18 protein-coding genes are annotated in these 21,815 nt (G+C 68.3%); 4 read left to right on the top strand and 14 right to left on the bottom strand.

Annotated elements, in window-relative coordinates:
- Positions 1 to 7: 7 nt before the first annotated feature.
- From ftsZ to B133_RS0104450, 14 genes are all read right to left on the bottom strand, one after another.
- A complete protein-coding gene (gene ftsZ, locus B133_RS0104515; protein WP_018599528.1) occupies positions 8 to 1,162 on the bottom strand; it encodes a cell division protein FtsZ in 1,155 nt (384 codons plus the stop codon).
- A 172-nt stretch (positions 1,163 to 1,334) separates the two neighbouring features.
- A complete protein-coding gene (locus tag B133_RS0104510; protein WP_232423346.1) occupies positions 1,335 to 2,201 on the bottom strand; it encodes a cell division protein FtsQ/DivIB in 867 nt (288 codons plus the stop codon).
- 107 nt (positions 2,202 to 2,308) lie between these two features.
- On the bottom strand, positions 2,309 to 3,730 hold the full coding sequence (murC, locus tag B133_RS0104505) for a UDP-N-acetylmuramate--L-alanine ligase (protein ID WP_369751482.1): 1,422 nt from the start codon (positions 3,728 to 3,730) through the stop codon (positions 2,309 to 2,311).
- Positions 3,731 to 3,768: 38 nt separating this feature from the next.
- Positions 3,769 to 4,914 carry an undecaprenyldiphospho-muramoylpentapeptide beta-N-acetylglucosaminyltransferase gene (gene murG / locus B133_RS0104500; RefSeq protein WP_018599525.1) on the bottom strand — a complete coding sequence of 382 codons (1,146 nt, stop codon included), beginning with the start codon at positions 4,912 to 4,914 and terminating at the stop codon, positions 3,769 to 3,771.
- 17 nt (positions 4,915 to 4,931) lie between these two features.
- Positions 4,932 to 6,554, bottom strand: a complete 1,623-nt coding sequence (ftsW, locus tag B133_RS0104495) for a putative lipid II flippase FtsW (protein WP_018599524.1) — start codon at positions 6,552 to 6,554, stop codon at positions 4,932 to 4,934.
- A gap of 5 nt (positions 6,555 to 6,559) precedes the next feature.
- Positions 6,560 to 8,002 carry a UDP-N-acetylmuramoyl-L-alanine--D-glutamate ligase gene (gene murD, locus B133_RS0104490; protein WP_026255960.1) on the bottom strand — a complete coding sequence of 481 codons (1,443 nt, stop codon included), beginning with the start codon at positions 8,000 to 8,002 and terminating at the stop codon, positions 6,560 to 6,562.
- Positions 8,003 to 8,078: 76 nt separating this feature from the next.
- Complete coding sequence (mraY, locus tag B133_RS0104485) at positions 8,079 to 9,158, bottom strand: phospho-N-acetylmuramoyl-pentapeptide-transferase (RefSeq protein WP_018599522.1); 1,080 nt, start codon at positions 9,156 to 9,158, stop codon at positions 8,079 to 8,081.
- Positions 9,155 to 10,669 (bottom strand): UDP-N-acetylmuramoyl-tripeptide--D-alanyl-D-alanine ligase, encoded by a 1,515-nt coding sequence (gene murF, locus B133_RS0104480; protein WP_018599521.1) that lies wholly within the window; start codon positions 10,667 to 10,669, stop codon positions 9,155 to 9,157. The genes mraY and murF overlap by 4 nt, the downstream gene beginning before the upstream one ends.
- Positions 10,666 to 12,246, bottom strand: a complete 1,581-nt coding sequence (locus tag B133_RS22375; RefSeq protein WP_018599520.1) for a UDP-N-acetylmuramoyl-L-alanyl-D-glutamate--2,6-diaminopimelate ligase — start codon at positions 12,244 to 12,246, stop codon at positions 10,666 to 10,668. Before B133_RS22375 ends, murF begins: the two co-directional genes overlap by 4 nt.
- A gap of 42 nt (positions 12,247 to 12,288) precedes the next feature.
- Positions 12,289 to 14,190: a penicillin-binding protein 2 gene (locus tag B133_RS0104470; RefSeq protein ID WP_018599519.1), complete on the bottom strand. Its 1,902-nt coding sequence runs from the start codon at positions 14,188 to 14,190 to the stop codon at positions 12,289 to 12,291.
- Positions 14,187 to 15,212, bottom strand: coding sequence for a hypothetical protein (locus B133_RS0104465; protein ID WP_018599518.1), 1,026 nt, complete (start codon positions 15,210 to 15,212; stop codon positions 14,187 to 14,189). Before B133_RS0104465 ends, B133_RS0104470 begins: the two co-directional genes overlap by 4 nt.
- Positions 15,209 to 16,357, bottom strand: a complete 1,149-nt coding sequence (rsmH, locus tag B133_RS0104460) for a 16S rRNA (cytosine(1402)-N(4))-methyltransferase RsmH (protein ID WP_198290976.1) — start codon at positions 16,355 to 16,357, stop codon at positions 15,209 to 15,211. Before rsmH ends, B133_RS0104465 begins: the two co-directional genes overlap by 4 nt.
- Positions 16,332 to 16,763: a division/cell wall cluster transcriptional repressor MraZ gene (gene mraZ / locus B133_RS0104455; protein ID WP_018599516.1), complete on the bottom strand. Its 432-nt coding sequence runs from the start codon at positions 16,761 to 16,763 to the stop codon at positions 16,332 to 16,334. Before mraZ ends, rsmH begins: the two co-directional genes overlap by 26 nt.
- A gap of 316 nt (positions 16,764 to 17,079) precedes the next feature.
- Complete coding sequence (locus tag B133_RS0104450; RefSeq protein ID WP_018599515.1) at positions 17,080 to 17,478, bottom strand: DUF3040 domain-containing protein; 399 nt, start codon at positions 17,476 to 17,478, stop codon at positions 17,080 to 17,082.
- 238 nt (positions 17,479 to 17,716) lie between these two features.
- Here B133_RS0104450 and B133_RS0104445 point away from each other — a divergent pair, with 238 nt between their 5' ends.
- The 4 genes from B133_RS0104445 to B133_RS0104430 all read left to right on the top strand — a co-directional run bounded on the left by B133_RS0104445 (position 17,717) and on the right by B133_RS0104430 (position 21,814).
- Positions 17,717 to 18,331: an N-acetyltransferase gene (locus B133_RS0104445; protein ID WP_026255959.1), complete on the top strand. Its 615-nt coding sequence runs from the start codon at positions 17,717 to 17,719 to the stop codon at positions 18,329 to 18,331.
- 130 nt (positions 18,332 to 18,461) lie between these two features.
- Positions 18,462 to 19,106 carry a DUF3153 domain-containing protein gene (locus tag B133_RS0104440; RefSeq protein ID WP_018599513.1) on the top strand — a complete coding sequence of 215 codons (645 nt, stop codon included), beginning with the start codon at positions 18,462 to 18,464 and terminating at the stop codon, positions 19,104 to 19,106.
- Between the two features lie 87 nt (positions 19,107 to 19,193).
- Complete coding sequence (gene idsA2 / locus B133_RS0104435) at positions 19,194 to 20,282, top strand: bifunctional (2E,6E)-farnesyl/geranyl diphosphate synthase (RefSeq protein ID WP_018599512.1); 1,089 nt, start codon at positions 19,194 to 19,196, stop codon at positions 20,280 to 20,282.
- The gene (locus B133_RS0104430) at positions 20,279 to 21,814 is read left to right on the top strand and encodes an alpha-(1->6)-mannopyranosyltransferase A (RefSeq protein WP_018599511.1); all 1,536 of its coding nucleotides are present in this window, start codon (positions 20,279 to 20,281) and stop codon (positions 21,812 to 21,814) included. The genes idsA2 and B133_RS0104430 overlap by 4 nt, the downstream gene beginning before the upstream one ends.
- The last annotated feature ends 1 nt before the right edge of the window (position 21,815 follow it).

Below are 21,815 nucleotides of genomic sequence, written 5' to 3'. Positions count from 1 at the left end.
GCCTGACTCAGTGCCGCATGAACGGCGGGACGTCGACGTCGTCGTCGTCGATACCGCCGTCGCCGCCGATGCTGACCGTCGCACCATTGGTGTGAACGGGCACGCTGACCGCATCTGTCGGTTCGAACAGCGACGTGGTCACCTTGCCTGCGCGCGCGGTGGCGATCGGCTGCGTCGTGGCTTGGCCCGGGCCGACCACGGGCTTGCGGCTGGGACCGGCGGAGTCGAAGCCCGCCGCGATCACCGTGACCCGGACCTCGTCGCCGAGCGAGTCATCGATCACCGTGCCGAAGATGATGTTGGCCTCCGGGTGGGCCGAATCCTGCACCAGCGAGGCGGCCTCGTTGATCTCGAACAGCCCGAGATCGCTACCGCCCGCAACGGACAGCAGCACACCCTGCGCGCCCTCCATCGAGGCTTCCAGCAACGGCGAGTTGATGGCGATCTCAGCGGCCTTGAGCGCACGGCCGTCACCGCGAGCAGAGCCGATACCCATCAGCGCTGTACCGGCACCACTCATCACACCCTTGACGTCGGCGAAGTCGACGTTGATCAGCCCGGGAGTGGTGATTAGGTCGGTGATGCCCTGGACACCGTTGAGCAGCACCTCGTCGGCACTGCGGAACGCGTCCATGAGCGACACTGCGGCGTCGCCCATCTGCAGCAGCCGATCGTTGGGGATCACGATCAGGGTGTCGCAACTTTCGCGCAGTGCGGTGATGCCCGCCTCGGCCTGGTTGCTGCGGCGCTTGCCCTCGAAGGAGAACGGCCGTGTCACCACGCCCACGGTCAACGCGCCGAGCTTGCGCGCGATAGTGGCCACGACGGGCGCGCCGCCGGTGCCGGTACCGCCGCCCTCGCCTGCGGTGACGAACACCATGTCGGCGCCGCGCAACAATTCTTCGATATCGTCCTTGGCGTCCTCGGCTGCCTTACGGCCCACTTCGGGGTCTGCTCCGGCGCCGAGCCCACGGGTGGAATCGCGGCCGACATCGAGCTTGACGTCGGCATCGCTCATCAACAGCGCCTGCGCGTCGGTGTTGATCGCGATGAACTCAACGCCCTTGAGGCCCTGTTCGATCATCCGGTTGACGGCGTTGACGCCGCCGCCGCCGATGCCAACCACCTTGATCACTGCCAGGTAGTTATGCGGGGGGGTCATAGATCGTCTTCCTCCCTGGTCTGGGGTGTTCGTGACGCCGAACCCCTCTGCTGCAAACCCTCAACCTCAACCATAGGCTTAGAGTTATGTCAAGTAGTTCCGCGCAAACAGAACCGTAGGGGGCCGACACGCGTGAACGCGTCAGGCGCGCCGAGGTGCCGCGCGGCAATTTCTACTTGACCGTCGGAAGATCCGGGCTCGAGACGTCGTAGGTGTGTCCGGGCTGGGTCAACAAGGCCGCCAACTTCATCGCCTTTTCGTCGGTCCGATCGTTCGTGCCCCACACCACGATCCGACCGTCGGTCAGGGTCAACGTGATCGACGCCACCGACGGAGCGGCGATGCGGCCAACCTGTCCGGCCACATCGGGCGGCAGCGCCAGCATCACCTTGAGGGCGGCCAGCGTCGGCAGATCGCTCGGCCCGGGATTGTCCGTATCGAGGTAGGGCAGCGACAACGGTGCCGGACCGGTCGCGAAATCGACTCCGTCGCGGTCGAACAGGTGCGGGCCGTCCGGATAGTCCTTGACCACCACCGGAACTCGCTCGACCACCGTGATGCGCAGCGTGGACGGATACTCGCGCTGCACCCTCGCCGTCGCGACACGCCGGATCGCGGCCACGCGTTCGGCGACCGCGTCGGTGTTGACCTGCAACAGCGGGGCACCCGACGGGACGGCAGCGGCCGCCAACACCTCCTCGCGGCTCACGGTGGAGAGCCCAGCCACCACCACATTGCGGGCCGACATGATCGGGGTGAAGTACAGCAGCAGGCCGATCGACACCGCCACCACGCTCGCCAGCGCCGACCACAACAGCACCTTCACGCCCCGAATCGCGCCAGAGGAAGGCGCTTTCGCCGATTCTCCGACCGAGCCGACCGCCCGGCGTTTAGCCTCCCGGCGGGCCTGTTCGATGGCTATCGCCCGATCGCGGGCCGCCCGGCGCTCCTCACGCTCTCGACGCGCCCGCCGGCGCGGACCCTCGTAGTCTTCCGCCGCCGCAGGCGGCAAATCGTCCCCAGCCGCCGCAGGCGGCAAATCGGGCCCCGCCGCCGCAGGCGGCAGTGTCGTCTCGGCCTCGACCGTCCCGGCCTCCGCGGGTGCCTGTTCCTCGTCGGACTCTGCCGTTTCGGGATCAGGTCCGGTCACGGCGTTCCTTGTCCTCCTCGCGTGCGGGGTGCACTGCGGTTCGACTTGATCTGCAACTCAGTGAGGATCTCGCTGCCCAGCATGGTGACGTCCCCGGCACCCATGGTGATCACCACGTCACCCGGGCGGGCCGCCGTCGCGACCGCGGCCGCCACCGCCGAGAAATCCGGGACGTAGGTCACCGGGACACTGACGTGCCCGGCGACGGTGGCGCCGCTGACGCCCGCTATCGGCTGTTCCCGCGCGCCGTAGACGTCAAGGACGAACACCTGGTCGGCAGCGTCGAGGGCCGAACCGAATTCGAGCGCGAAAGTCTCTGTGCGCGAATATAAATGGGGCTGGAACACGACGATCAGCCGACCGCCGGTAGCCGTCACCACCGACCGGGCCGCCGCGAGCGTGGCGCGCACCTCGGTGGGATGGTGCGCGTAGTCGTCGAAAACCCGGACGCCGTCGGTGCTGCCGACCAGCTCGAAGCGCCTACGCACTCCCTCGAAACCGGCCAGCCCGTCCAGCACCGCCTCTGTGGGCGCACCGACGGCCACCGCGGCCAGCACCGCGGCCAGCGCATTGAGCGCCATGTGTCGGCCCGGCACTGCGAGCCGGATCGCCCGCGGATGCGGCTCGCCGGCGAGCTGGATGTGGGCCACCGCGCCGGTCCCCTGTTGGTCCCAACTGAGCAGCGTGCCGGCCAGATCGTCACCGGGACTGCTGCCGTAGCGCAGCACCCGGATCCCCAACGCATCTGTGCGGTCCGCCAATGCGGCCGCCCCGGGATCGTCGGTGCACACCACTAGCGCGCCACCCGGCGCGATCCGTTCGACAAAGGCGTCGAACACCGCGACGTAGGCATCCTCACTGCCGAAGAAATCCAGGTGGTCGGCCTCGATGTTGGTCACCACCGCCACATCCGGCGCGTACTCCAGCAGCGAGCCGTCGCTCTCGTCGGCCTCGGCCACGAAACAGCGACCGCTGCCGTGATGCGCATTGGTACCAGCCTCGCCCAGCTCACCGCCCACGGCGAACGACGGGTCGAAACCGCTGTGCTGCAAGGCCACGATGAGCATCGAGGTGGTCGTGGTCTTGCCGTGGGTCCCCGTCACCATGAGCGTGGTGTATCCGGCCATCAGCTTGGCCAGCACCACCGGACGCAGGATCACCGGGATTCCCCGGCGGCGCGCTTCCACCAGTTCGGGGTTGGTCTTGGGAATCGCCGCGTGCGTGGTCACCACCGCGGTGGGGCCGCCCGGCAGCAGATCCAGCGAGGATGCGTCATGGCCGATCCGGATCTCGGCACCGCGGGCCCGCAGTGCCACCACGCCGCGTGACTCCTTGGCATCCGAACCCGACACCATCGCACCACGATCCAGCAGGATTCGCGCCACACCGGACATGCCGGCCCCGCCGATGCCGACCATGTGCACCCGCTGCAGCTCGACGGGTAGCGAATTGCCGTTCACTGCAGCTTCTTTCGTCCGTCCAATGCCACGTCGAAGACGACTTGGGCCACCCGCCGCGCGGCATCACGATGCCCCGACAGCGAGGCCGCCGCCGTCATCGCGGTGAGCCGGGCGTCGTCGGTCAGCAACCCGACGACCGTGCCGGCCACGTATCGCGGGCTCAGTTCGGCATCGTCGACAAGCATCCCGCCACCCGCTGCCACCACCGGCTGAGCGTTGAGCCGCTGTTCTCCGTTGCCGATCGGCAGCGGGACGTATACCGCCGGCAGGCCGACGGCCGTCACCTCCGCCACTGTCATCGCGCCCGAGCGGCAGATGGCCAGGTCCGCCGCCGCGTAGGCCAGGTCCATGCGGTCCAGATACGGCACCGCCTTGTACGGGGGCCGTTCTGCACCAAGGGGTTCCGGCAAATCCAGGGTGTTCTTGGGACCGTGGGCGTGCAGCACCGAGATACCCGCCGCACCTAACTGGTCGGCCGCGGCCGAAACCGCCCGGTTGATCGACTGGGCGCCCTGGGAACCACCGAACACCAGCAGCACCTTGGCGTCCTCGGCGAAGCCGAAATGCGCTCGCGCAGCCTGCCGCAGGGCCGCGCGGTCCAGCGATGTGATCGCTTCCCGCACCGGCATCCCGACCACTTCGACGCGGCGCAATCCGGGATCGGGCACCGCGGAGAGCACCCGACTCGCCGAACGGGCGCCTACCCGGTTGGCCAGCCCGGCGCTCGCGTTGGCCTCGTGGATTACCACCGGCACCTGCCGGCGGCGGGTCAGCACGCCGCGGCGCGCCGCCAGATAGGCGGGCAACGCGACGTACCCGCCGAACCCCACCACAACGTCGGCGTCGACGCCGGACAGCACCGCGCGGGTCTGGCGGATGGCCGTGCGAACCCGCAGCGGCAGCCGGACCAGATCTCCCGACGGCTTGCGCGGCAACGGCACGGGCGTGATCAGCTCGAGGTCATAGCCGCGCTCGGGCACCAACCGGGTTTCCAGACCACGCGCGGTGCCCAGTGCCGTGATCCGGACATCAGGATCGAGAGCGCGCAACGCGTCGGCCACCGCCATCGCCGGCTCGACGTGGCCGGCGGTGCCACCGCCGGCCAGAACGACGGAGATGGCCCGCTCGTCGCGCCCCGACATCCCCCGTGAAGCCTCGCTCACCCGTAACGCTGACCTTCCAGTGCTCGGGCCCCGCGGCCCTGGTTACGTTGGCCCGAACCATATCGGACCGTTGCCCTTCCGCCCCCAGCCGGCTGCTGGGCGCCCGTACGCGCGGAGCGGCGCACCGCTCGATCAGCCGGTTGAGGTTTACGCCGACTGGCCACCGCCTTGCGGTCGGGGTGCCGATCGATTCTCCGGTCCGGTTTGCGGTCCGCCTTGCGCGGCGGCCTGGCCTTGGCGGATGCCACGGCCTTGCGGGTGCGCAACCGGTCCCGGGCCGATTCCAGCCGGGTAGGCACATAGGGCTCGGGCATCGGCAGCCGGAGCAGGCGGTTCATCCGGTCATCCCGTCCTGCGCGCAGCGCAGCGACCGCCTCGGGCTCGTGCCGGGCCGCATTGGTGATCAGGCCCATCATCAAAAGCGTTGTCGCCTGGGCCGATCCGCCCGCCGATATCAGTGGCAACTGCAGGCCGGTGATCGGTAGCAGGCCCACTACATAGCCGACGTTGATGAACATCTGACCGACCAGCCACAGCGTGGTGGTCGCGGTGAGCAGCCGCAGGAACGGGTCGGCCGAGCGGCGCGCGATCCGCATGCCGGTGTAGGCGAACAGGCCGAACAGGGCGAGCAGTCCGACCGCACCGACCAGGCCGAGTTCCTCACCGATGATCGCGAAGATGAAGTCGTTGTGCGCGTTCGGCAGATAGTTCCACTTGGCGGTGCCCTGCCCCAGCCCGTCGCCGAACACGCCGCCGTTGGCGAGTGCGAACCGCGCCTGACGCGACTGGTAGCCCGAACCCTGACCATCCGCTGTGGGATTGAGCCAGGACTGCACACGGTCGGACCGGTAACCCGCGGACATCGCGAGCACTGCTGCCGCGGCGACCGCCGCCAGCAGCGAAGTCACGAAGACCCGCAGCGGCAGACCGGCATACCAGAGCAGGCCCAGCAGGATGATGCCCATCGACACCGTCTGACCGAGGTCCGGTTGCGCGACGATAAGTGCCAGCGCGATCACGGCCCCGGGAACCACCGGAATCAGCATTTCCCGCAGCGACGCATGCTCCAGACGCCGCGATGCGAGCAGGTGCGCACCCCAGATCGCGAACGCGATCTTGGCCAACTCGGAGGGCTGCATGGAGAATCCGGCGACCACGAACCAGCCGCGGGAACCGTTGGAGTAGGTGCCGATACCGGGGATCAGCACCAGTATCAGCGCGATGATCGTCATCGCGAACATGGGGAACGCGAACCGTCGCATCGTCTTGATCGGCACGCGCAGCACCACATAGAACGCGACGAGACCCACGACCGTCCACATCACCTGGCGACCGAACACCGCCCAGGGCGAGCCGTCCATGTCGTAGGAGTACACGCCTGAGGCCGAGAGCACCATGATCAGGCCGAGTGTCGTCAGCAAAGCCGTAATTGCGATGATGAGGTGGAACGACGTCATCGGCCGGCCCAGCCAGGCCCCGAACCGGGTACGCGGCTCGCTCACCGTCGCTGCCGACTCCGAACTGCCCGCGGCCGGGTCGGTGGCAGCCTCTGCGCCGGCGTCATCGCCCTCACCCCTGGCACCGCCGCCGCGCCGCAGCCGGTTGAGGATGTTGCCCACGGCAGCTATCCGATGGCAGCGTGCACGGCTGCAGCGAACACGTCACCGCGGTGGCCGTAGCCGCTGAACTGATCGAAGGATGCTCCGGCCGGGGCCAGCAACACGGTGTCGCCGGGGCTCGCGAGCCGGCGGGCAGCGTCGACGGCGGCAGCCATGACAGCATCGGAGACCGACCGTTCCGCCACTTCGATCACACGAGTCACATGGTTACCAATAGACCCACTAGTCTCAAGCACCCCAGAATCCTCCCCCGTCACAAGCTCGACGACGGGGACATCCGGTGCGTGTCGCGATAACGCCTCGGCGACCGTTCGGCGGTCGCGTCCGATCACGATTGCGCCGGCAAGCCGGCCCGCAACCTGTCGTACCAGCTCATCGACCGAAGCACCCTTCAGCAGACCGCCGGCGATCCATACCACGCGCGGGTATGCGGTGATCGAGGCCTGCGCGGCATGCGGATTGGTGGCCTTCGAATCATCGACGTATCGCACCCCGGCGGACGTACCGACCAACTCGGCGCGGTGCCTGCCCACCCGGAACGACGCGAGAGCGGCCGCGATCGCCGCAGGCGGCACATCCACCGAACGGGCCAATGCCGCCGCTGCCAGCGCGTCGAGCACGCCGACCGAGCCCGCGACGCCGATGGTCGCCGAATCAGCCAACTCGACGTCGTCGCCGAATGCCCGGTCGACGAGCTTGCCGGCCCGCACCCCGAGCTCCCCTGGTGCCGGCTCACCCAGCCGGAAACCGACCCGCACAGCCGCCCCCGCGGAGCCCAACAGCCCTGCTGCCACCGGATCATCAAGCCCCACCACCGCCACCCGGCCGTCAAGCACGCGGGACTTGTCGCGCGCGTAAGCATCCATCGACCCGTGCCAGTCGAGATGGTCCTCGGCCACGTTGAGCACCACCCCGGCCTCGGGCCGCAGCGACGGTGCCCAGTGCAGCTGGAAGCTCGACAGCTCGACGGCCAGGAGCTCGGCAGGCTGATCGAGCACCGCCAGCACCGGGTCACCGATGTTGCCGCACAGCACGCTGCGCCGGCCGGCCGCCACGAGCATCTCGTGCAGCATCGAGGTGGTCGTGGTCTTGCCGTTGGTCCCGGTGACCACGAGCCAACGCCGCGGTGGCCCGAAGCATCCCGCCGCATCCAGACGCCAGGCCAGCTCGACGTCACCCCAGATCGGCACACCCGCGGCCGCGGCGGCAGCCAGCACCGGCGCGCTCGGTGGAAATCCCGGACTGGTCACCACCAGCGCGTAATCCCCGATCGCGGCGACAGCCCCGGCCGGATCCACGACGGCGACACCCTCGTCCGCGTACGACCGCAAAGCCTCGACGTTGTCGTCACACAGTGTCGCGGCGACCCCCAGCGGCGCCAGGACGGCCAGCACGGCCCGGCCGGTGATGCCTGCGCCGGTGACGAGCACCGGGGCACCCGCGATCAATGGCGCTGGAAATTTTCTGTCCTCCTCGCGTGCGGGCCGTTTTCTGTCCTCCTCGCGTGCGGGCCGCCCGGCCACGTCAGGCCCCGACAGCCGTCAGCCATTCGCTGTAGAACAGGGCGACGCCCAGCCCACAGGCGATCGCGGTCAGCAGCCAGAACCGGATGATGACGGTCGTCTCCGCCCATCCGACCAACTCGAAGTGGTGGTGAAACGGCGCCATGCGGAACACCCTGCGGCCCGTCGTGCGGAACGCGAGAATCTGGACCACCACCGAGGTGACCTCAGCGACGAACAGTGCGCCCAGGACCACCGCGAGGATCTCGGTGCGGCTCATCACCGACAGGCCGGCGATGATGCCACCCAGAGCCAACGAGCCGGTGTCACCCATGAAGATCTTGGCCGGGGCGGCATTCCACCACAGGAAGCCGATGCAGGCACCCGCCGCCGCGGCAGCGATCAGCGCCAGATCCAGCGGGTCGCGCACGTTGTAGCAGCCCAGCCCGGGTGCGGTGGCACAGGCGTTGCGGAACTGCCAGAAGGTGATCAGCACATACGCCGCGCAGACCATCGCCATCGCGCCGGCGGCCAGGCCGTCCAGACCGTCGGTGAAGTTCACCGCATTCGACCACGCACTGACGATCACCACGCAGAACAGCACGAAAACCCACGACGCCAGCGTGACCGTGGCGATCTCACGCACGTAGGACAACTCGGGGCTGCCCGGTGTCAGCCCGTCATTGTTGCGGAACTGCAGAGCCAGCACGCCGAACAACACCGCGGCAAGCAATTGACCGACTGTCTTGGCGGTTTTGTTCAGCCCCAGGTTGCGCGACCGGCGCAGCTTGATCAGATCGTCGAGGAAACCGACACCGCCGAGCATGGTGGCCAGGCCGAGCACGAGCATGCCCGACGCCGACGGACCGTCCCCGCCCATCGCCATGCCGACCAGGTGGGTGCCCAGGTAACCGGCCCAGATGCCGGCGACGATGGCCACACCGCCCATCGACGGGGTCCCGCGTTTCTTGGCATGACTGGCCGGGCCGTCTTCCCGTATCTCGTGGCCCAGCCCCCGCTTGGTGAACAACCGGATCAACGCCGGGGTCAACAGGATAGACACCGTCAACGCGATGCCGACGGCGATGAGGATCAGCTTCATCCGCAGCCTCCGGCGTCAGCCGCCAGCGTGTCGGCGAGCGCACCGAGCCCCACCGAATTAGAGGCCTTCACCAGCACCACGTCGCCGGGCTGCAGCTCGGCGCGCAACAGGTGCAGTGCGGCGTCAGCATCGGCGACCATCCTGGACTCCGAACCCCATGAACCCTCCATTACCGCTCCGTGGTGCATGGCGCTCAACGACCTTCCGGTTCCGACGACGATGAGTCGAGAAACATCTAAGCGCACCGCCAGCCGGCCGATGCGATCGTGCTCGGATATCGCATCCTCACCCAACTCCGCCATCTCACCGAGAACCGCCCAGCTGCGCCGGCCCACAGTGGTGCCTTCGCCGGACTTTTCACTGGCCATCCAGGCCAGTGCCTTCAACCCGGCCCGCATCGAATCAGGGTTGGCGTTGTACGCGTCGTTGATGACCGTCACGCCGTCGGCGCGGGTGCTCACCTGCATACGGTGCCGCGAGGCCGGCCCGGCGCCCGACAGCGCGTCGGCGACCTGGTCGAACCGCGCCCCGCATTCGAGCGCGACCGCCGCCACGCACAACGCATTGGACACCTGATGGTCGCCGTGCACCGCCAACGCGATCTCAACCTGTCCGGCGGCGGTGTGCAGGGTGAACCGCGGCCTGGCCAATCCGTCGAGCGTCACAGGACCGGCCCACACATCCACCGCCGCCCCCGGCTCGCGCGAGACCCGCACCACCCGGGCGTCGGTCAGCGCGGCCATGGCCGCCACCGCGATGTCGTCGGCATTGAGCACCACCACGCCGGACTCCGGGACAGCTTGCGGCAGCTCGGCTTTCGTCTTGGCGATGACCTCGCGTGAGCCGAATTCGCCGAGGTGGGCAGTACCGACGTTGAGCACCACGGCGATGGACGGCCTGGCAATCGCGGCCAGTGCTGCGATGTTGCCGGGATGGCGCGCCGACATCTCCAGGATCAGGTAGTCGGTGTCGGTGGTGGCGCGCAGCACCGTCCACGGGTGGCCGAGCTCGTTGTTGAACGAGCCCGGCGGGGCCACCACCTCCCCGAGCGGCGACAACACGGCGGCCAACAGATCCTTGGTCGACGTCTTACCGGACGATCCGGTGACGCCGATGATCTTCAGCCCGGCCTCGGCCAGCTCGGCGGCCACCACGGCGGCCAGCCGGGCCAGCGCGGCCAGCACTGCCGCGCCCGATCCGTCGGCGTCGTGTTCGAGGGCTCCCGACGCCGCGTCGGCCGCCCCGGATTCGGGCCGGACGACGATGGCAGGCACGCCGACCGGCCGGGCGGCCAGCACCGCGACGGCCCCCGACGCCACCGCCGCCGCGGCGAAGTCATGACCATCCGACCGGGCCCCCGGCAATGCCAGGAACAGCCCACCGGGACCGACTGCGCGGGAATCGAACTCGACAGTGCCGGTGACCCACGTCTGCTCCGCCTGCTCGGCGGTGATGTCGGCCAGTTCGCCGCCGACGATCTCGGCGACCCTGGCGACTGTCATCTCGATCATGCGCGCGACTCCCCAAGCTCCCCGACCTCTGCCCCCGCTACCGAAAGCGCCTCCAGTGCCGCCGCGAGCTCGTCGCGGTCGTCGAACGGCCGGGTCTGACCGCCGCTGGTCTGCCCGGATTCATGGCCCTTGCCTGCGATCAGCACGATGTCCCCCGGTCGCGCCCAGGCCACAGCATGGTCGATGGCCGCGCGCCGGTCACCCATCTCGACCACGTCGGTGGTGCCGGCGACGGCTGAGGTGCCGGCTATGATCGCCGCCCGGATGGTCGCGGGATCCTCGTCACGCGGGTTGTCATCGGTGATCACCACTAGGTCGGCCAGCTCGGCAGCCACGCGCCCCATGAGCTCACGCTTGCCGGCATCTCGGTTGCCGCCGGCACCGAAGACCACTGCCAGCCGGGCACGGCGTTGCCCCGTCGCTGCGCCCGCGGCCCGTAGTGTCTCCAACACCGCGCGCAGCGCACCGGGCTTGTGGGCATAGTCGACCAGCGCCAGGAACGGCTGTCCGCGGTCGATCGCCTCCAGCCGACCGGGGACTGCCGCATTGCGCAGTCCGGGCGCTGCCTGTCCGGGCGAAACCCCGACGACATCGAGCAGACCCAACGCCAGCGCGGCGTTGGCCACGTTGTAGCGACCGGGCAGCCCAATGCCCAATTCGTGGCGTACACCGGCGGGGTCGACCACGGTGAATTCCTGGGCTCCCGGGCCCGTCGCTGTGACCGCCCGCACCGACCAGGCCGCCGGCCGGCCGGCCGCACTCACCGTCACAGGGTCCTCGGCCCGCTCGGCCATGGCCACCCCCGCGTCGTCGTCGACACAGATCACGGCTGCGGCCGCGTGATTCGGCGATGCGGGATCGAACAACCGGGCCTTGGCCTCGAAGTAGTCCGCCATCGTCGGGTGGAAGTCCAGATGATCGCGGGACAGGTTGGTGAACCCGCCGACCGCGAAACGCACCCCGTCCACACGGCCGAGCATCAACGCGTGGCTGGACACCTCCATCACCACGGTGTCCACCCCGCTCTCGACCATGACAGCCAGCAGCGCCTGCAGATCGGGCGCCTCCGGGGTGGTCAACGCACTGGGCAGATCGTTGCCGTCGATACGGACCCCGACGGTGCCGATCAGGCCCGCGACCCGGCCCGCAGCCCGCAGCCCGGCCTCCACCAGATAGGTGGTGGTCGTCTTCCCCGAGGTTCCGGTGACACCGATGACCCGCAGGCGCTCGGCGGGGTTGCCGTAGACCGCGGCCGCGGCCTGGCCGAGTACCGAGCGAGGCTCCGGATGAACCAGCACCGGCACGCCGAGAGAGTCCTCGAGTCCGGCGACACCGGCCGCGTCGGTCAGCACGGCCACCGCACCACGCGATACCGCTTCGGCCGCGTAGCGTGCGCCGTGCGCGGCCGAACCCGGCAGCGCGGCGAACAGATCGCCCGGCCGGGCATCTTGGCCGCGCAGCGTCACACCGGTCACCCGGAGTTCGGGCAGCCGGGACGTACCGGAGGGAACGGCCTGGATCTGTTCGGCCAGCGACACGAGAAGTTCGCCGGCGGGATGGCTGGGACGCGGCTTCATGGCCCTGCCACAGTACCTACCGCCGATCCGGCGATCTGCGTGTCAGGTCGCCTGCAGCGTCAGTCGTGGACCAGGGTCCGGCGACAGAGGAACATTGTGGCGCTGCAGCAGCCAGGAGGCGATGTTGTGGAACAGTGGTGCCGCCGACGACCCCGGCGAGCCGTCCGCCGCGCGGTGCGGTGCGTCCATCATGATGCCGACCACATACCGCGGGTTGTCCGCCGGAGCCATACCGGCGAAGGTGATCCAGTAGACGTCGTCGTAGTAGCAGCCGCAGGCCGGGTTGATCTGCTGGGCGGTGCCGGTCTTACCGGCGATCTGGTAGCCCTCCACGGCGGCCTGCGGACCCGTGCCCTGTTGGTAGCCCATCGGATCGCGCTGCACGATCGCGCGGAACATGTTGCGCACCGTGCGCGCGGTCTCTGGCGACACCACCCGTACTCCGTCGGGCTGGGGCTCGTCCTTGCGGCTGCCGTCCGGGCCGATGGTCGACTTGATGATCCGCGGCGGCACCCGCACGCCGTCGTTGGCGATGGTCTGGTACATCGAGGTCATCTGCAGCAGCGTCATCGAAAGACCTTGGCCGATCGGCAGGTTCGCAAAAGAGCTGCCCGACCACTGGTCGATCGGGGGGACCAGACCAGAGCTCTCGCCGGGTAGGCCGACGTTGGTGCGCTGCCCCAGCCCGAACTTACGGACCATGTCGTAGAACCGGTCTGGCCCGATCCGCTGAGCCAGCATCAGCGTGCCGACGTTGGACGACTTCCCGAAGACCCCTGTCGTGGTGTACGGCATCACACCGTGGTTCCAAGCGTCCCGGACGGTAACCCCGCCCATGTTGATCGAACCGGGGACCTGCAGCACCTCGTCGGGCGTGGTAAGGCCGAGTTCGATCGCCGTGGACGCCGTGATGATCTTGTTGACCGATCCCGGCTCGAACGGGGAGGACACCGGCAGATTGCCCATCTGTCGGTCGCCCTGACGACCGATGTCCTGGGAGGGGTCGAACGTGTTGTCGTTCGACATCGCCAGCACTTCACCGGTTTTCGAGTCCAACACCACCGCTGAGACGTTCTTGGCGCCGGACGCATCCTTGGCCATCTGGACTTGCTGCTGCACGTAGTACTGGATGTCGTCGTCGAGCGTCAGCTCCACGGTGGACCCGTTGACCGCGTCGTGGCGGTTGCGGTAGCTGCCGGGGATCACTACCCCGTCGGAACCCCGGTCATAGGTGAGCGACCCATCCGAGCCCGACAGTTCGGCGTCAAGCGAATCCTCGAGCCCGAGCAGCCCGTGGCCGTCCCAGTCGATACCACCGACGATGTTGGCCGCCAGGGCTCCACCCGGGTACTGGCGCAGATCCTGTCGTTCCGAACCCACTTCGGGGAACTTGTCCATGATGGCGTTGGCCACCGACGGATCGACCGCTCGCGCCAGATACACGAACGAGTCGTCGCTCTTCAGCTTGCGCAGCACGGTCTTCGCATCGGGCTTGTTGTTCAGCCGCGTCGCCACCTCGTTGGCGATGTCGGAAAGCCTGCGATCCGGATCTGGCGCCTTCGGCGACTTGGCCTTGGCGTCGGCCAGTTGCTTGCGGATCCGGACCGGCTGGAAGGTCAGTGCCCTGGCCTCGATGGTGAAGGCCAGCTTGTCGCCGTTGCGGTCGACGATGCTGCCCCGCAGTGCCGGTTCGACATCGGTCACCTTGAGCTGGCTGGCGGCCTCAGCCCGCAGGCCTGCCGCCCGCGGAACCTGCAGGCTGAACAGCTGAGCCACCGCGATCGCCAGCACGGCGAAGATGACGATGTTGCCGGTGCGGTGACGAAACATGAATGATCCACTGCCCGAACCGCTTTCCCGGGCGATACGGACCCGCCGGGTCCGCGCCGGACGCCCCTGGCCGGTCTGGTCCGCCTTCGTGGGCGGCTGCGGCCGCCGCCTCATGCCGCCGGTGCGGGGACGGCGGCGTCAGCCGGGGCAAGCTGTTCGGCGCCGGGGGCCGGGCCCGGCGGCAGCGGCACCCCGGCCACGGGCGCACCCGGGGCCGCAACAGATGCGACAGGTGCAGGTACGACGACCGGCGGCGCCTCGGCGACAGGCGCGGGCAGAAGCGGCGCGGCGGCGGGTGCGGGAGCGGGTGCGGCGACCAGCGGTGCTGCCGGAGGAGCGGCGACTTGCGGTGCCGGCGCGGGCTGCCCGGGCAGTACCTGACCGGGTTCCGGCATGTGCACGGTCACCTCACGCGGATCGACGACACGCGGTGCCGGTGGCGCGGGCGGGGCGGGCGGCGGCGTGGTCGGATCGGGCAGCGGAACGTTCATCGGGGGCGGCGGAACACCCTCGGCGGGTTTCGGCGTGCCTACCACCGTCCAACCCCCGGTCGGATCCTGCACCAGATGCGCGGTGTCGCGGGACGGGATCATGCCCAGGTTCCTCGCCGCCTCGGCCAGTGCGGGCGCGGCCTGCGCCTCGAGCACATCGCGCTCCAGTGCCTCTTTCTGCTGCTGCAGTCCCTGCGTGATCTGCCGAGCATGGCCCAGCTCGTAAGACCGCTCGGCGGAACCGGTGGAGAGCCACAGCGTGACCCCCAACCCGAAGCCCAGCGCCGCGATCACGAGGGCGACGAACGGGACCCTGGCGATCAGCTCCCGCGGGTTCAATTCGATCGAGGCCAGCCTGACCAGCAGGCGTTCCCGCAGCGGCGGACGAATAACCTTGGGCGCCTTGGCTTTCCGTGCCTTGGCGCGGGCTTTGGCCTGACTGGCGCTCTTGGGGCGCACCGGCTGAGTCTTGGGCCGCGGGATCGGACCGGTTGCCGGTGCCGGCCCGACGCGACGCTGATCGGTACCGGGTCTACGGGTGCGGGGCGGGGCCTCGGTGGCACGTCGGGCCGCGGCCCGAGCCGGCTGGCGCGCGTTGCGTCGACGCGTGTGCTCCGATGCCGGTGCCGGTCGCTTGGTCTTCATGAGCCGCCCCTTCCCCCAACCTTTTCCAGTGCTCGCAGCCGCGCCGGGGCGCTACGTGGATTGCGTTCGATCTCGTCGGCGGAGGCTCGCTCGGCGCCTCGGGTCAGGGACACGAATTCCGGTTCGTGGCCCGGTAGTTCGATGGGCAGACCGGGTGGCGTGCGTGATGCGGTCGCGGTGGCGAACGCATTCTTGACGATGCGGTCCTCCAATGACTGGTAGGCCATCACCACGATGCGTCCGCCCGGCCGTAGCGCCGCCAATGCGGCAGGCAACGCGGCCCGCAGCGAATCAAGCTCGCCGTTGACGGCGATGCGCAACGCCTGGAACGTGCGTTTGGCCGGGTGCCCGCCGGTCCGTCGCGCCGGGGCGGGGATGGCCTCGTAGAGCAGCTCGACCAGTTCGGCCGTTGTCTCGAACGGGCGCTCGGCGCGTCGCTTGACGACCTTGTCGGCAATCCTGCTGGCGAACCGCTCCTCACCGAAGTCGCGCAGTATGCGCGCCAGTTCCCTGGCGTCATAGGTGTTGAGGATCTCGGCGGCAGTCAGCCGGGCATCGGGATCCATGCGCATGTCCAGCGGAGCGTCGGCCGAGTAGGAAAATCCCCGCTGCACCTGATCGAGCTGCATCGACGACACACCCAGGTCGAGCAGCATGCCGTCGATCCGGTCGGCACCAGCTTGGGCCATGGCGGCAGCGACGCCGTCGTAGCGGGTGCGGACGAATGTCACCCGGTCGGCGAAGGGGGCCAGTCGCGCACCGGCGATGGCCAAGGCATTGGGGTCACGGTCCAGAGCGATGAGCCGCAGACCGGGAAACTCGGTGAGAAACCGTTCAGAATGTCCGCCGGCGCCGAGAGTGCCATCGATGAGCACCGCGTCGGATCCGTCGCCGTGGCGACGGGTCAGCGCGGGGCTGAGCAGTTCGACACAGCGGTCCAGCAGGACCGGAATATGACCGTGGTCACCCACGTCCGAGACCACACCAACACCTCCGGTAAGGGCTGCCCCTGCGGCGAGGTCTCTGTCCGAAACCATGGACCTGGCGTTGGGGAAGTACGCCAGGGCCGGCTCGGGCAGAGGCCACGCCGCACGGGCCTCGTTCGAATCAACGTCCGAATCAAATGATGTCGCGCAGAGTTTCATCAGTAGCCGCGGAGAAGTTTTCTTCGTGGGTCTGCTGGTACTCCTGCCAGGCTTGGGCGTCCCAGATCTCCAGGTAGTCGACCGACCCGATCACCACGCACTCTTTCGAGAGGTTCGCGTAGCGACGGTGATCCGCCGACAGGGTGATCCGGCCTTGCGCGTCGGGGTGCTGCTCATCGGTTGCGGCGGCCAGGTTGCGCAGGAACGCACGGGCTTCCGGATTGCTCCGAGAGGCCTGTGATGCACGCCTGGCCAGCTTTTCGAACTCGTCGCGCGGGTAGACGGCGAGGCTGTGATCTTGGCTCTTGGTGACCATCAGTCCTCCTGCCAGCGCGTCGCGGAACTTGGCGGGCAGCGTCAGCCGCCCCTTGTCGTCGAGCTTGGGCGTGTAGGTGCCCAGAAACATCTGGCCACCTCCCACACGGGGTTCCCGGTCTCCCCGTTGAACGCCACTTTACCCCACAATCCCCCACTTTGCTCCCATTGACGACACAAGTTGGTTGCGAAGCCCCACACATGCCATTTACAAGGAGATCACTTGGGGTGAATTACCCTGAGCGAGCCAGCCGTTAACAGAAAACCCGCAGGTCGATAAGCATGCAGGAAGAGTGGGGCGAAGTGGGGGAAGTGTCCACCGACGGCTGCGTACTGGCGTGTCGGCGGCCGACTCGACGCACAAAAAAGGGGTAGCCCACGTGGGCTACCCCTTGACGAATCCCGGCCTACTCGTCGAAGCGCCGGCGGAAACGGTCCTCCATGCGATTGGTGAACGAACCACCACGCTGGCGGCGCTGCCGCGGTGAACCGGGCGCCGCAGCCGAGTGGTCACGTCCGCCCGTGACACGCGGGCCGGTGATGGCGAATACCACGCCCGCGAACATCACCACGAAGCCGAGAACCGACAGGACCGGGAAGCCGCCGATCATCGTCGCCTTAACGGCGACACCGACGACGAGCATTGCCAAGCCGAGGATGAACAGCAGAGCACCCTGCAGCCTGCGGCGCGCCGAAGGCGCGCGTAAGTTCCCACCGCGAACGCTCGAGGCGAACTTGGGATCCTCGGCATAGAGCGCGCTCTCGATCTGATCGAGCATGCGCTGCTCATGATCGGAGAGTGGCATTCGTCCCTCCTTGCCGACGCCGCCGTCGCATTGTCCGAAGTAATCTGACCAAACCCTCGGGTGTCCGACATCACGGCCACCTGACAGTAATGATACGAGGTCGATCCGAGCCGTACCACCTCGTTCGTCGTCGATTGTATGTCGTTGCGCACAACCGGGACCGAGCACCTCATCGCCCGGATAATGACTTCGATAATTGAGTGTGACGACACCGACCGCCGCGGGAAGGGCAACGGAATTGGCGATGTATCTCATCGATCTGTCGCCGGACGACATGCAGCGCCGGCTCCCCGAAGCGCTGCGGGTGTACGTCGACGCCATGCGCTACCCGCGCGGAACCGAGGAACAGCGGGCGTCGTTGTGGGTGGAACACACGCGGCGGCAGGGGTGGAAAGGCGTCGCCGCCGTCGAAGTCGCCGGCCCCCGGCCCACCCCCGACAAGGACGCGACGCCGAGTGCCGAGGAGTTGGCCGCTGCCCCACTCCTCGGCATCGCCTACGGCTACTGCGGCGCACCCGATCAATGGTGGCAGCAGCAGGTGGTGTCCGGCTTGCATCAGGTCGGCGCCGACCCGGCACGCATCGACGAGTTGATGACCAGCTATTTCGAGTTGACCGAACTGCATATCGAGCCCGGGGCCCAGGGCCGGGGCCTGGGCGAAGCACTGACCAGACGCCTGCTCAACGGCCGCACAGAAACCCACGTGCTGCTGTCCACCCCGGAGATCAACGGCGAGGCCAACCGCGCCTGGCGGCTGTACCGCCGCCTGGGATTCACCGACGTCATCCGTGGTTACCACTTCGCGGGCGACCCCCGCGCCTTCGCTGTCCTGGGCCGCGCCCTACCGCTGTGACCCCCGCCCCATCTGGCACGATGACCAGGTGCGCAAGCGGTTCATATGGTCCTCCTCACGTGCGGGGTCTATTCCGTCCCCCCCACGTGCGGGAGGACCCAGGCGCAGGAGCCGATTGCCGGCACTGCTGATGTTGTTGCTGCTGGTGCTGCCGATGGCCGTGGGCTGCGTTCGCGTCCGCACGTCGCTCACGGTGTCGCCCGACGACCGTGTCTCCGGCCAGATCATCGCCGCCGCCAAACCCCGCGACGCCAACGACAAGGGCCCGCAGCTGCTCAACAACCTGCCGTTCGCCACCAAGGTGTCGGTTACGCCGTACAGCCGTGACGACTATGTGGGCTCAGAGGCCGTGTTCTCCGACCTCAGCTTCTCCGAGCTGCCGCAACTGGCCGCGATGAACCGCGACGCGGCGGGCGCGGACATCTCGCTGCGGCGCGCCGGCCAGCTCGTCATTCTCGAGGGACGCGTCGACCTCACCACCCTCAACGACCCGCAGGCCGACGTGTTGCTGACGGTGTCCTTCCCCGGCGAGGTGACCTCCACCAACGGTTCCCGAGTGAGCTCCTCGATCGTGGAGTGGAAACTGCGGCCGGGCGTGGTGAGCACGATGAACGCCCAGGCCCGCTACACCGATCCGAGCGCCCGCTCGTTCACCACCGCCGCCATCTGGCTGGCGGTGGGTGCAGTCGTGGTCGCTGGTGTCGTCGGGGCGCTGGCCTGGAACAGCCGGGACCGCTCGCCGAAACCGGGCGAGCCTGCGACCGCGCGCGACTGAGCAAGCGTTCCGGAAAAGACCGCGGCAGGCTCTACTCTGAAGACACCGCGGGGGCCACGAGCACACGAAAGGGGCAGGGCGCTGAGCGTGGAAGCAGCGGCACCGTCGGCTGCCGAGTTGGCCGGCGCCGTGACCGAACAGTTGCGTGAATACCTGCAGGAACGTCGACAGGACTGCGCCTACATCGGCACCGAATATGCCGAGCTGACCGCGGCCCTCGAAGAGTTCGTGCTGCGCGGCGGCAAGCGGCTGCGCCCGGCGTTCGCCTACTGGGGTTGGCGCGCGGTCACCGATTCTCCCGATTCCCCGGCCGGTCGCGAGGTGTTGCGCCTTTTCGCGGCCCTGGAACTGCTTCAGGCGTGTGCCCTGGTCCACGACGACGTGATCGACGATTCGGCGACTCGGCGCGGCCTACCGACCGTGCACCGGCTGTTCACCGAACGGCACCGCGAGCGGCACTGGCGCGGATCCTCCGAACAGTTCGGCCTGTCGGCCGCGATCCTGCTCGGTGACCTGGCATTGGCCTGGGCCGACGACATCGTGGCCACCGTCGACCTGCCGGCCGACGCCCACCTGCGGGTTCAGGATGTCTGGGCACACATCCGCACCGAGGTGCTCGGCGGCCAATACCTGGATATCGTCGCGGAATCCAACGGTGCGGAATCGGTAGCCTCGGCGATGAACGTCAACACCTACAAGACGGCGTCCTACACCGTGGTCCGGCCACTGCAGCTGGGCGCCGCCGCGGCCGCCGACCGACCCGACGTGCAGGAGATCTTCCACCGGATCGGCAACGACCTCGGCGTGGCCTTTCAGCTGCGCGACGACGTTCTCGGGGTGTTCGGTGACCCCGCTGTCACGGGCAAACCCTCCGGCGACGACCTGCGGTCCGGCAAACGCACCGTACTGCTCGCCGAAGCACTAGAACTGGCCGACAAGACCGACCCCGTCGCCGCCAAACTGCTGCGCACCACGATCGGCACCGAGCTGACGGATGCCCAGGTGCGCGAGCTGCGCCTGGCCATCGAATCCGTCGGCGCACTGGCCGCCGTGGAGCAGCACATCGGGATGCTCACCCGGCGTGCACTCGAAGCGCTGACCGCCGCGCCCGTGCACACCCAGGCCAAAGCCGGCATAGCCGAACTGGCGCGGCTTGCCGCCAACCGGTCAGCATGACCGCACCCCCCGCCGCTGAGACCTCGAACAGCGGTCTGATGCATCATCTTTCGCGCTTGGCCGGATTCGCCATGTCACCTCAGGGGGCGCAGGCGCGGCTGGGATTCCTCGGGGCGGTACTGCTGACCATCGGCGGACTCGGCGCGGGCAGCACCCGGCTACATGATCCCCTGCTGGAATCAATGCACCTGTCCTGGTTGCGGTTCGGCCACGGCCTGGTGATCTCGTCGGTGCTGTTGTGGATCGGTGTCGCACTGATGCTCGGGGCCTGGCTGTGGCTTGGCCGGCGGGTGATCGACCGGACCGCAACCGAATACACCATGATCGCCACCACGGGTTTCTGGCTGGCTCCGCTGCTGCTGAGCGTGCCGTTGTTCAGCCGAGACACCTACTCGTATCTGGCCCAGGGCGCGCTGCTGCGGGACGGCCTCGATCCCTATGTGGTTGGGCCGGTGGACAACCCGAACTCCCTGCTGGAGGACGTCAGTCCGATCTGGACCACTACCACCGCGCCGTACGGTCCGGCCTTCATCCTCGTCGCAAAGTTCGTCACGATGTTGGTGGGCAACAATATCGTCTCGGGCACCATGCTGCTGCGGTTGTGCATGCTGCCCGGCCTAGTGCTGTTGATCTGGGCGGCTCCACGCGTGGCCCGCCACGTCGGCGCCAACGGGGCTGCATCGCTGTGGATCTGCGTGCTCAACCCGCTGGTGATCATTCAGCTGATGGGCGGCGTACACAACGAGATGCTGATGGTCGGGCTGATGATGGCCGCGATCGCGCTGACCTTCGCCGGTCGGCCGGTGTGGGGTGTCAGTCTCATCGCGGTGGCGGTCGCGGTGAAAGCCACCGCGGGACTTGCCCTCCCGTTCCTGGTCTGGGTGTGGATGCGGCAACTGCGGGACAGACGCGATCTGCCCCGGCTGCGGGCGTTTGCACTGGCCACGGCAGCGTCGGCGCTGATCTTCGTGGCGGTGTTCGCGGTGCTGTCACTCGCGGCCGGGGTCGGGCTGGGTTGGCTGACAGCGTTGGCCGGCTCAGTGAAGATCATCAACTGGCTGACGGTGCCGACTGCGGCGTCGAATCTCATCAACGCCATCGGCGGCCTGGTCTTCCCGGTGAACTTCTACGCGGTGCTCGAGGTGGCACGGATCATCGGGATCGTCGTGATCGTGATCGCTCTGCCGCTGTTGTGGTGGCGGTTCCGGCACACCGACCGGGAAGCGCTTACCGGTATCGCGCTCGCGATGGTCGTCGTGGTGTTGTTCGTGCCGGCTGCGCTGCCCTGGTACTACACCTGGCCGCTGGCGGTGGCGGCCGCGTTGATCCAGACCCGGCCCGCGATCGCGGCGATCGCCGGGTTCTCCACCTGGATCACGGTAATGTGGAAACCCGATGGCGCCCACGGCATGTATTCGTGGGCCCATGTGCTGCTCACCACGGCGTGTGCCGCGGTGGCCTGGTACTCGCTGTATCGGGCGCCGGAGCCGAACACCGCGGGAGCTGACGAACCCGAGCCCGCGGCGGCCTAGT

The sequence above is a fragment of the Mycobacterium sp. 155 genome, from assembly GCF_000373905.1.
Classification (GTDB): Bacteria; Actinomycetota; Actinomycetes; order Mycobacteriales; family Mycobacteriaceae; genus Mycobacterium.
The sequence above is the reverse complement of the archived record's forward strand: the minus strand, read 5'-3'. Positions and strand labels throughout refer to the sequence as shown.

What these genes read in the sequence shown, in the direction of transcription:
- B133_RS0104465 (WP_018599518.1), bottom strand. Translation starts at nt 15,212, where the DNA reads ATGAAGACCAAGCGACCGGCACCGGCATCGGAGCACACGCGTCGACGC.
- mraY (WP_018599522.1), bottom strand. Translation starts at nt 9,158, where the DNA reads ATGAAGCTGATCCTCATCGCCGTCGGCATCGCGTTGACGGTGTCTATC.
- rsmH (WP_198290976.1), bottom strand. Translation starts at nt 16,357, where the DNA reads ATGAAACTCTGCGCGACATCATTTGATTCGGACGTTGATTCGAACGAG.
- B133_RS0104470 (WP_018599519.1), bottom strand. Translation starts at nt 14,190, where the DNA reads ATGAGGCGGCGGCCGCAGCCGCCCACGAAGGCGGACCAGACCGGCCAG.
- B133_RS0104440 (WP_018599513.1), top strand. Translation starts at nt 18,462, where the DNA reads ATGTTGTTGCTGCTGGTGCTGCCGATGGCCGTGGGCTGCGTTCGCGTC.
- ftsZ (WP_018599528.1), bottom strand. Translation starts at nt 1,162, where the DNA reads ATGACCCCCCCGCATAACTACCTGGCAGTGATCAAGGTGGTTGGCATC.
- murG (WP_018599525.1), bottom strand. Translation starts at nt 4,914, where the DNA reads ATGTCGGGGCGCGACGAGCGGGCCATCTCCGTCGTTCTGGCCGGCGGT.
- murC (WP_369751482.1), bottom strand. Translation starts at nt 3,730, where the DNA reads ATGGTCGGCATCGGCGGGGCCGGCATGTCCGGTGTGGCGCGAATCCTG.
- mraZ (WP_018599516.1), bottom strand. Translation starts at nt 16,763, where the DNA reads ATGTTTCTGGGCACCTACACGCCCAAGCTCGACGACAAGGGGCGGCTG.
- murF (WP_018599521.1), bottom strand. Translation starts at nt 10,669, where the DNA reads ATGATCGAGATGACAGTCGCCAGGGTCGCCGAGATCGTCGGCGGCGAA.
- B133_RS22375 (WP_018599520.1), bottom strand. Translation starts at nt 12,246, where the DNA reads ATGAAGCCGCGTCCCAGCCATCCCGCCGGCGAACTTCTCGTGTCGCTG.
- B133_RS0104430 (WP_018599511.1), top strand. Translation starts at nt 20,279, where the DNA reads ATGACCGCACCCCCCGCCGCTGAGACCTCGAACAGCGGTCTGATGCAT.
- B133_RS0104450 (WP_018599515.1), bottom strand. Translation starts at nt 17,478, where the DNA reads ATGCCACTCTCCGATCATGAGCAGCGCATGCTCGATCAGATCGAGAGC.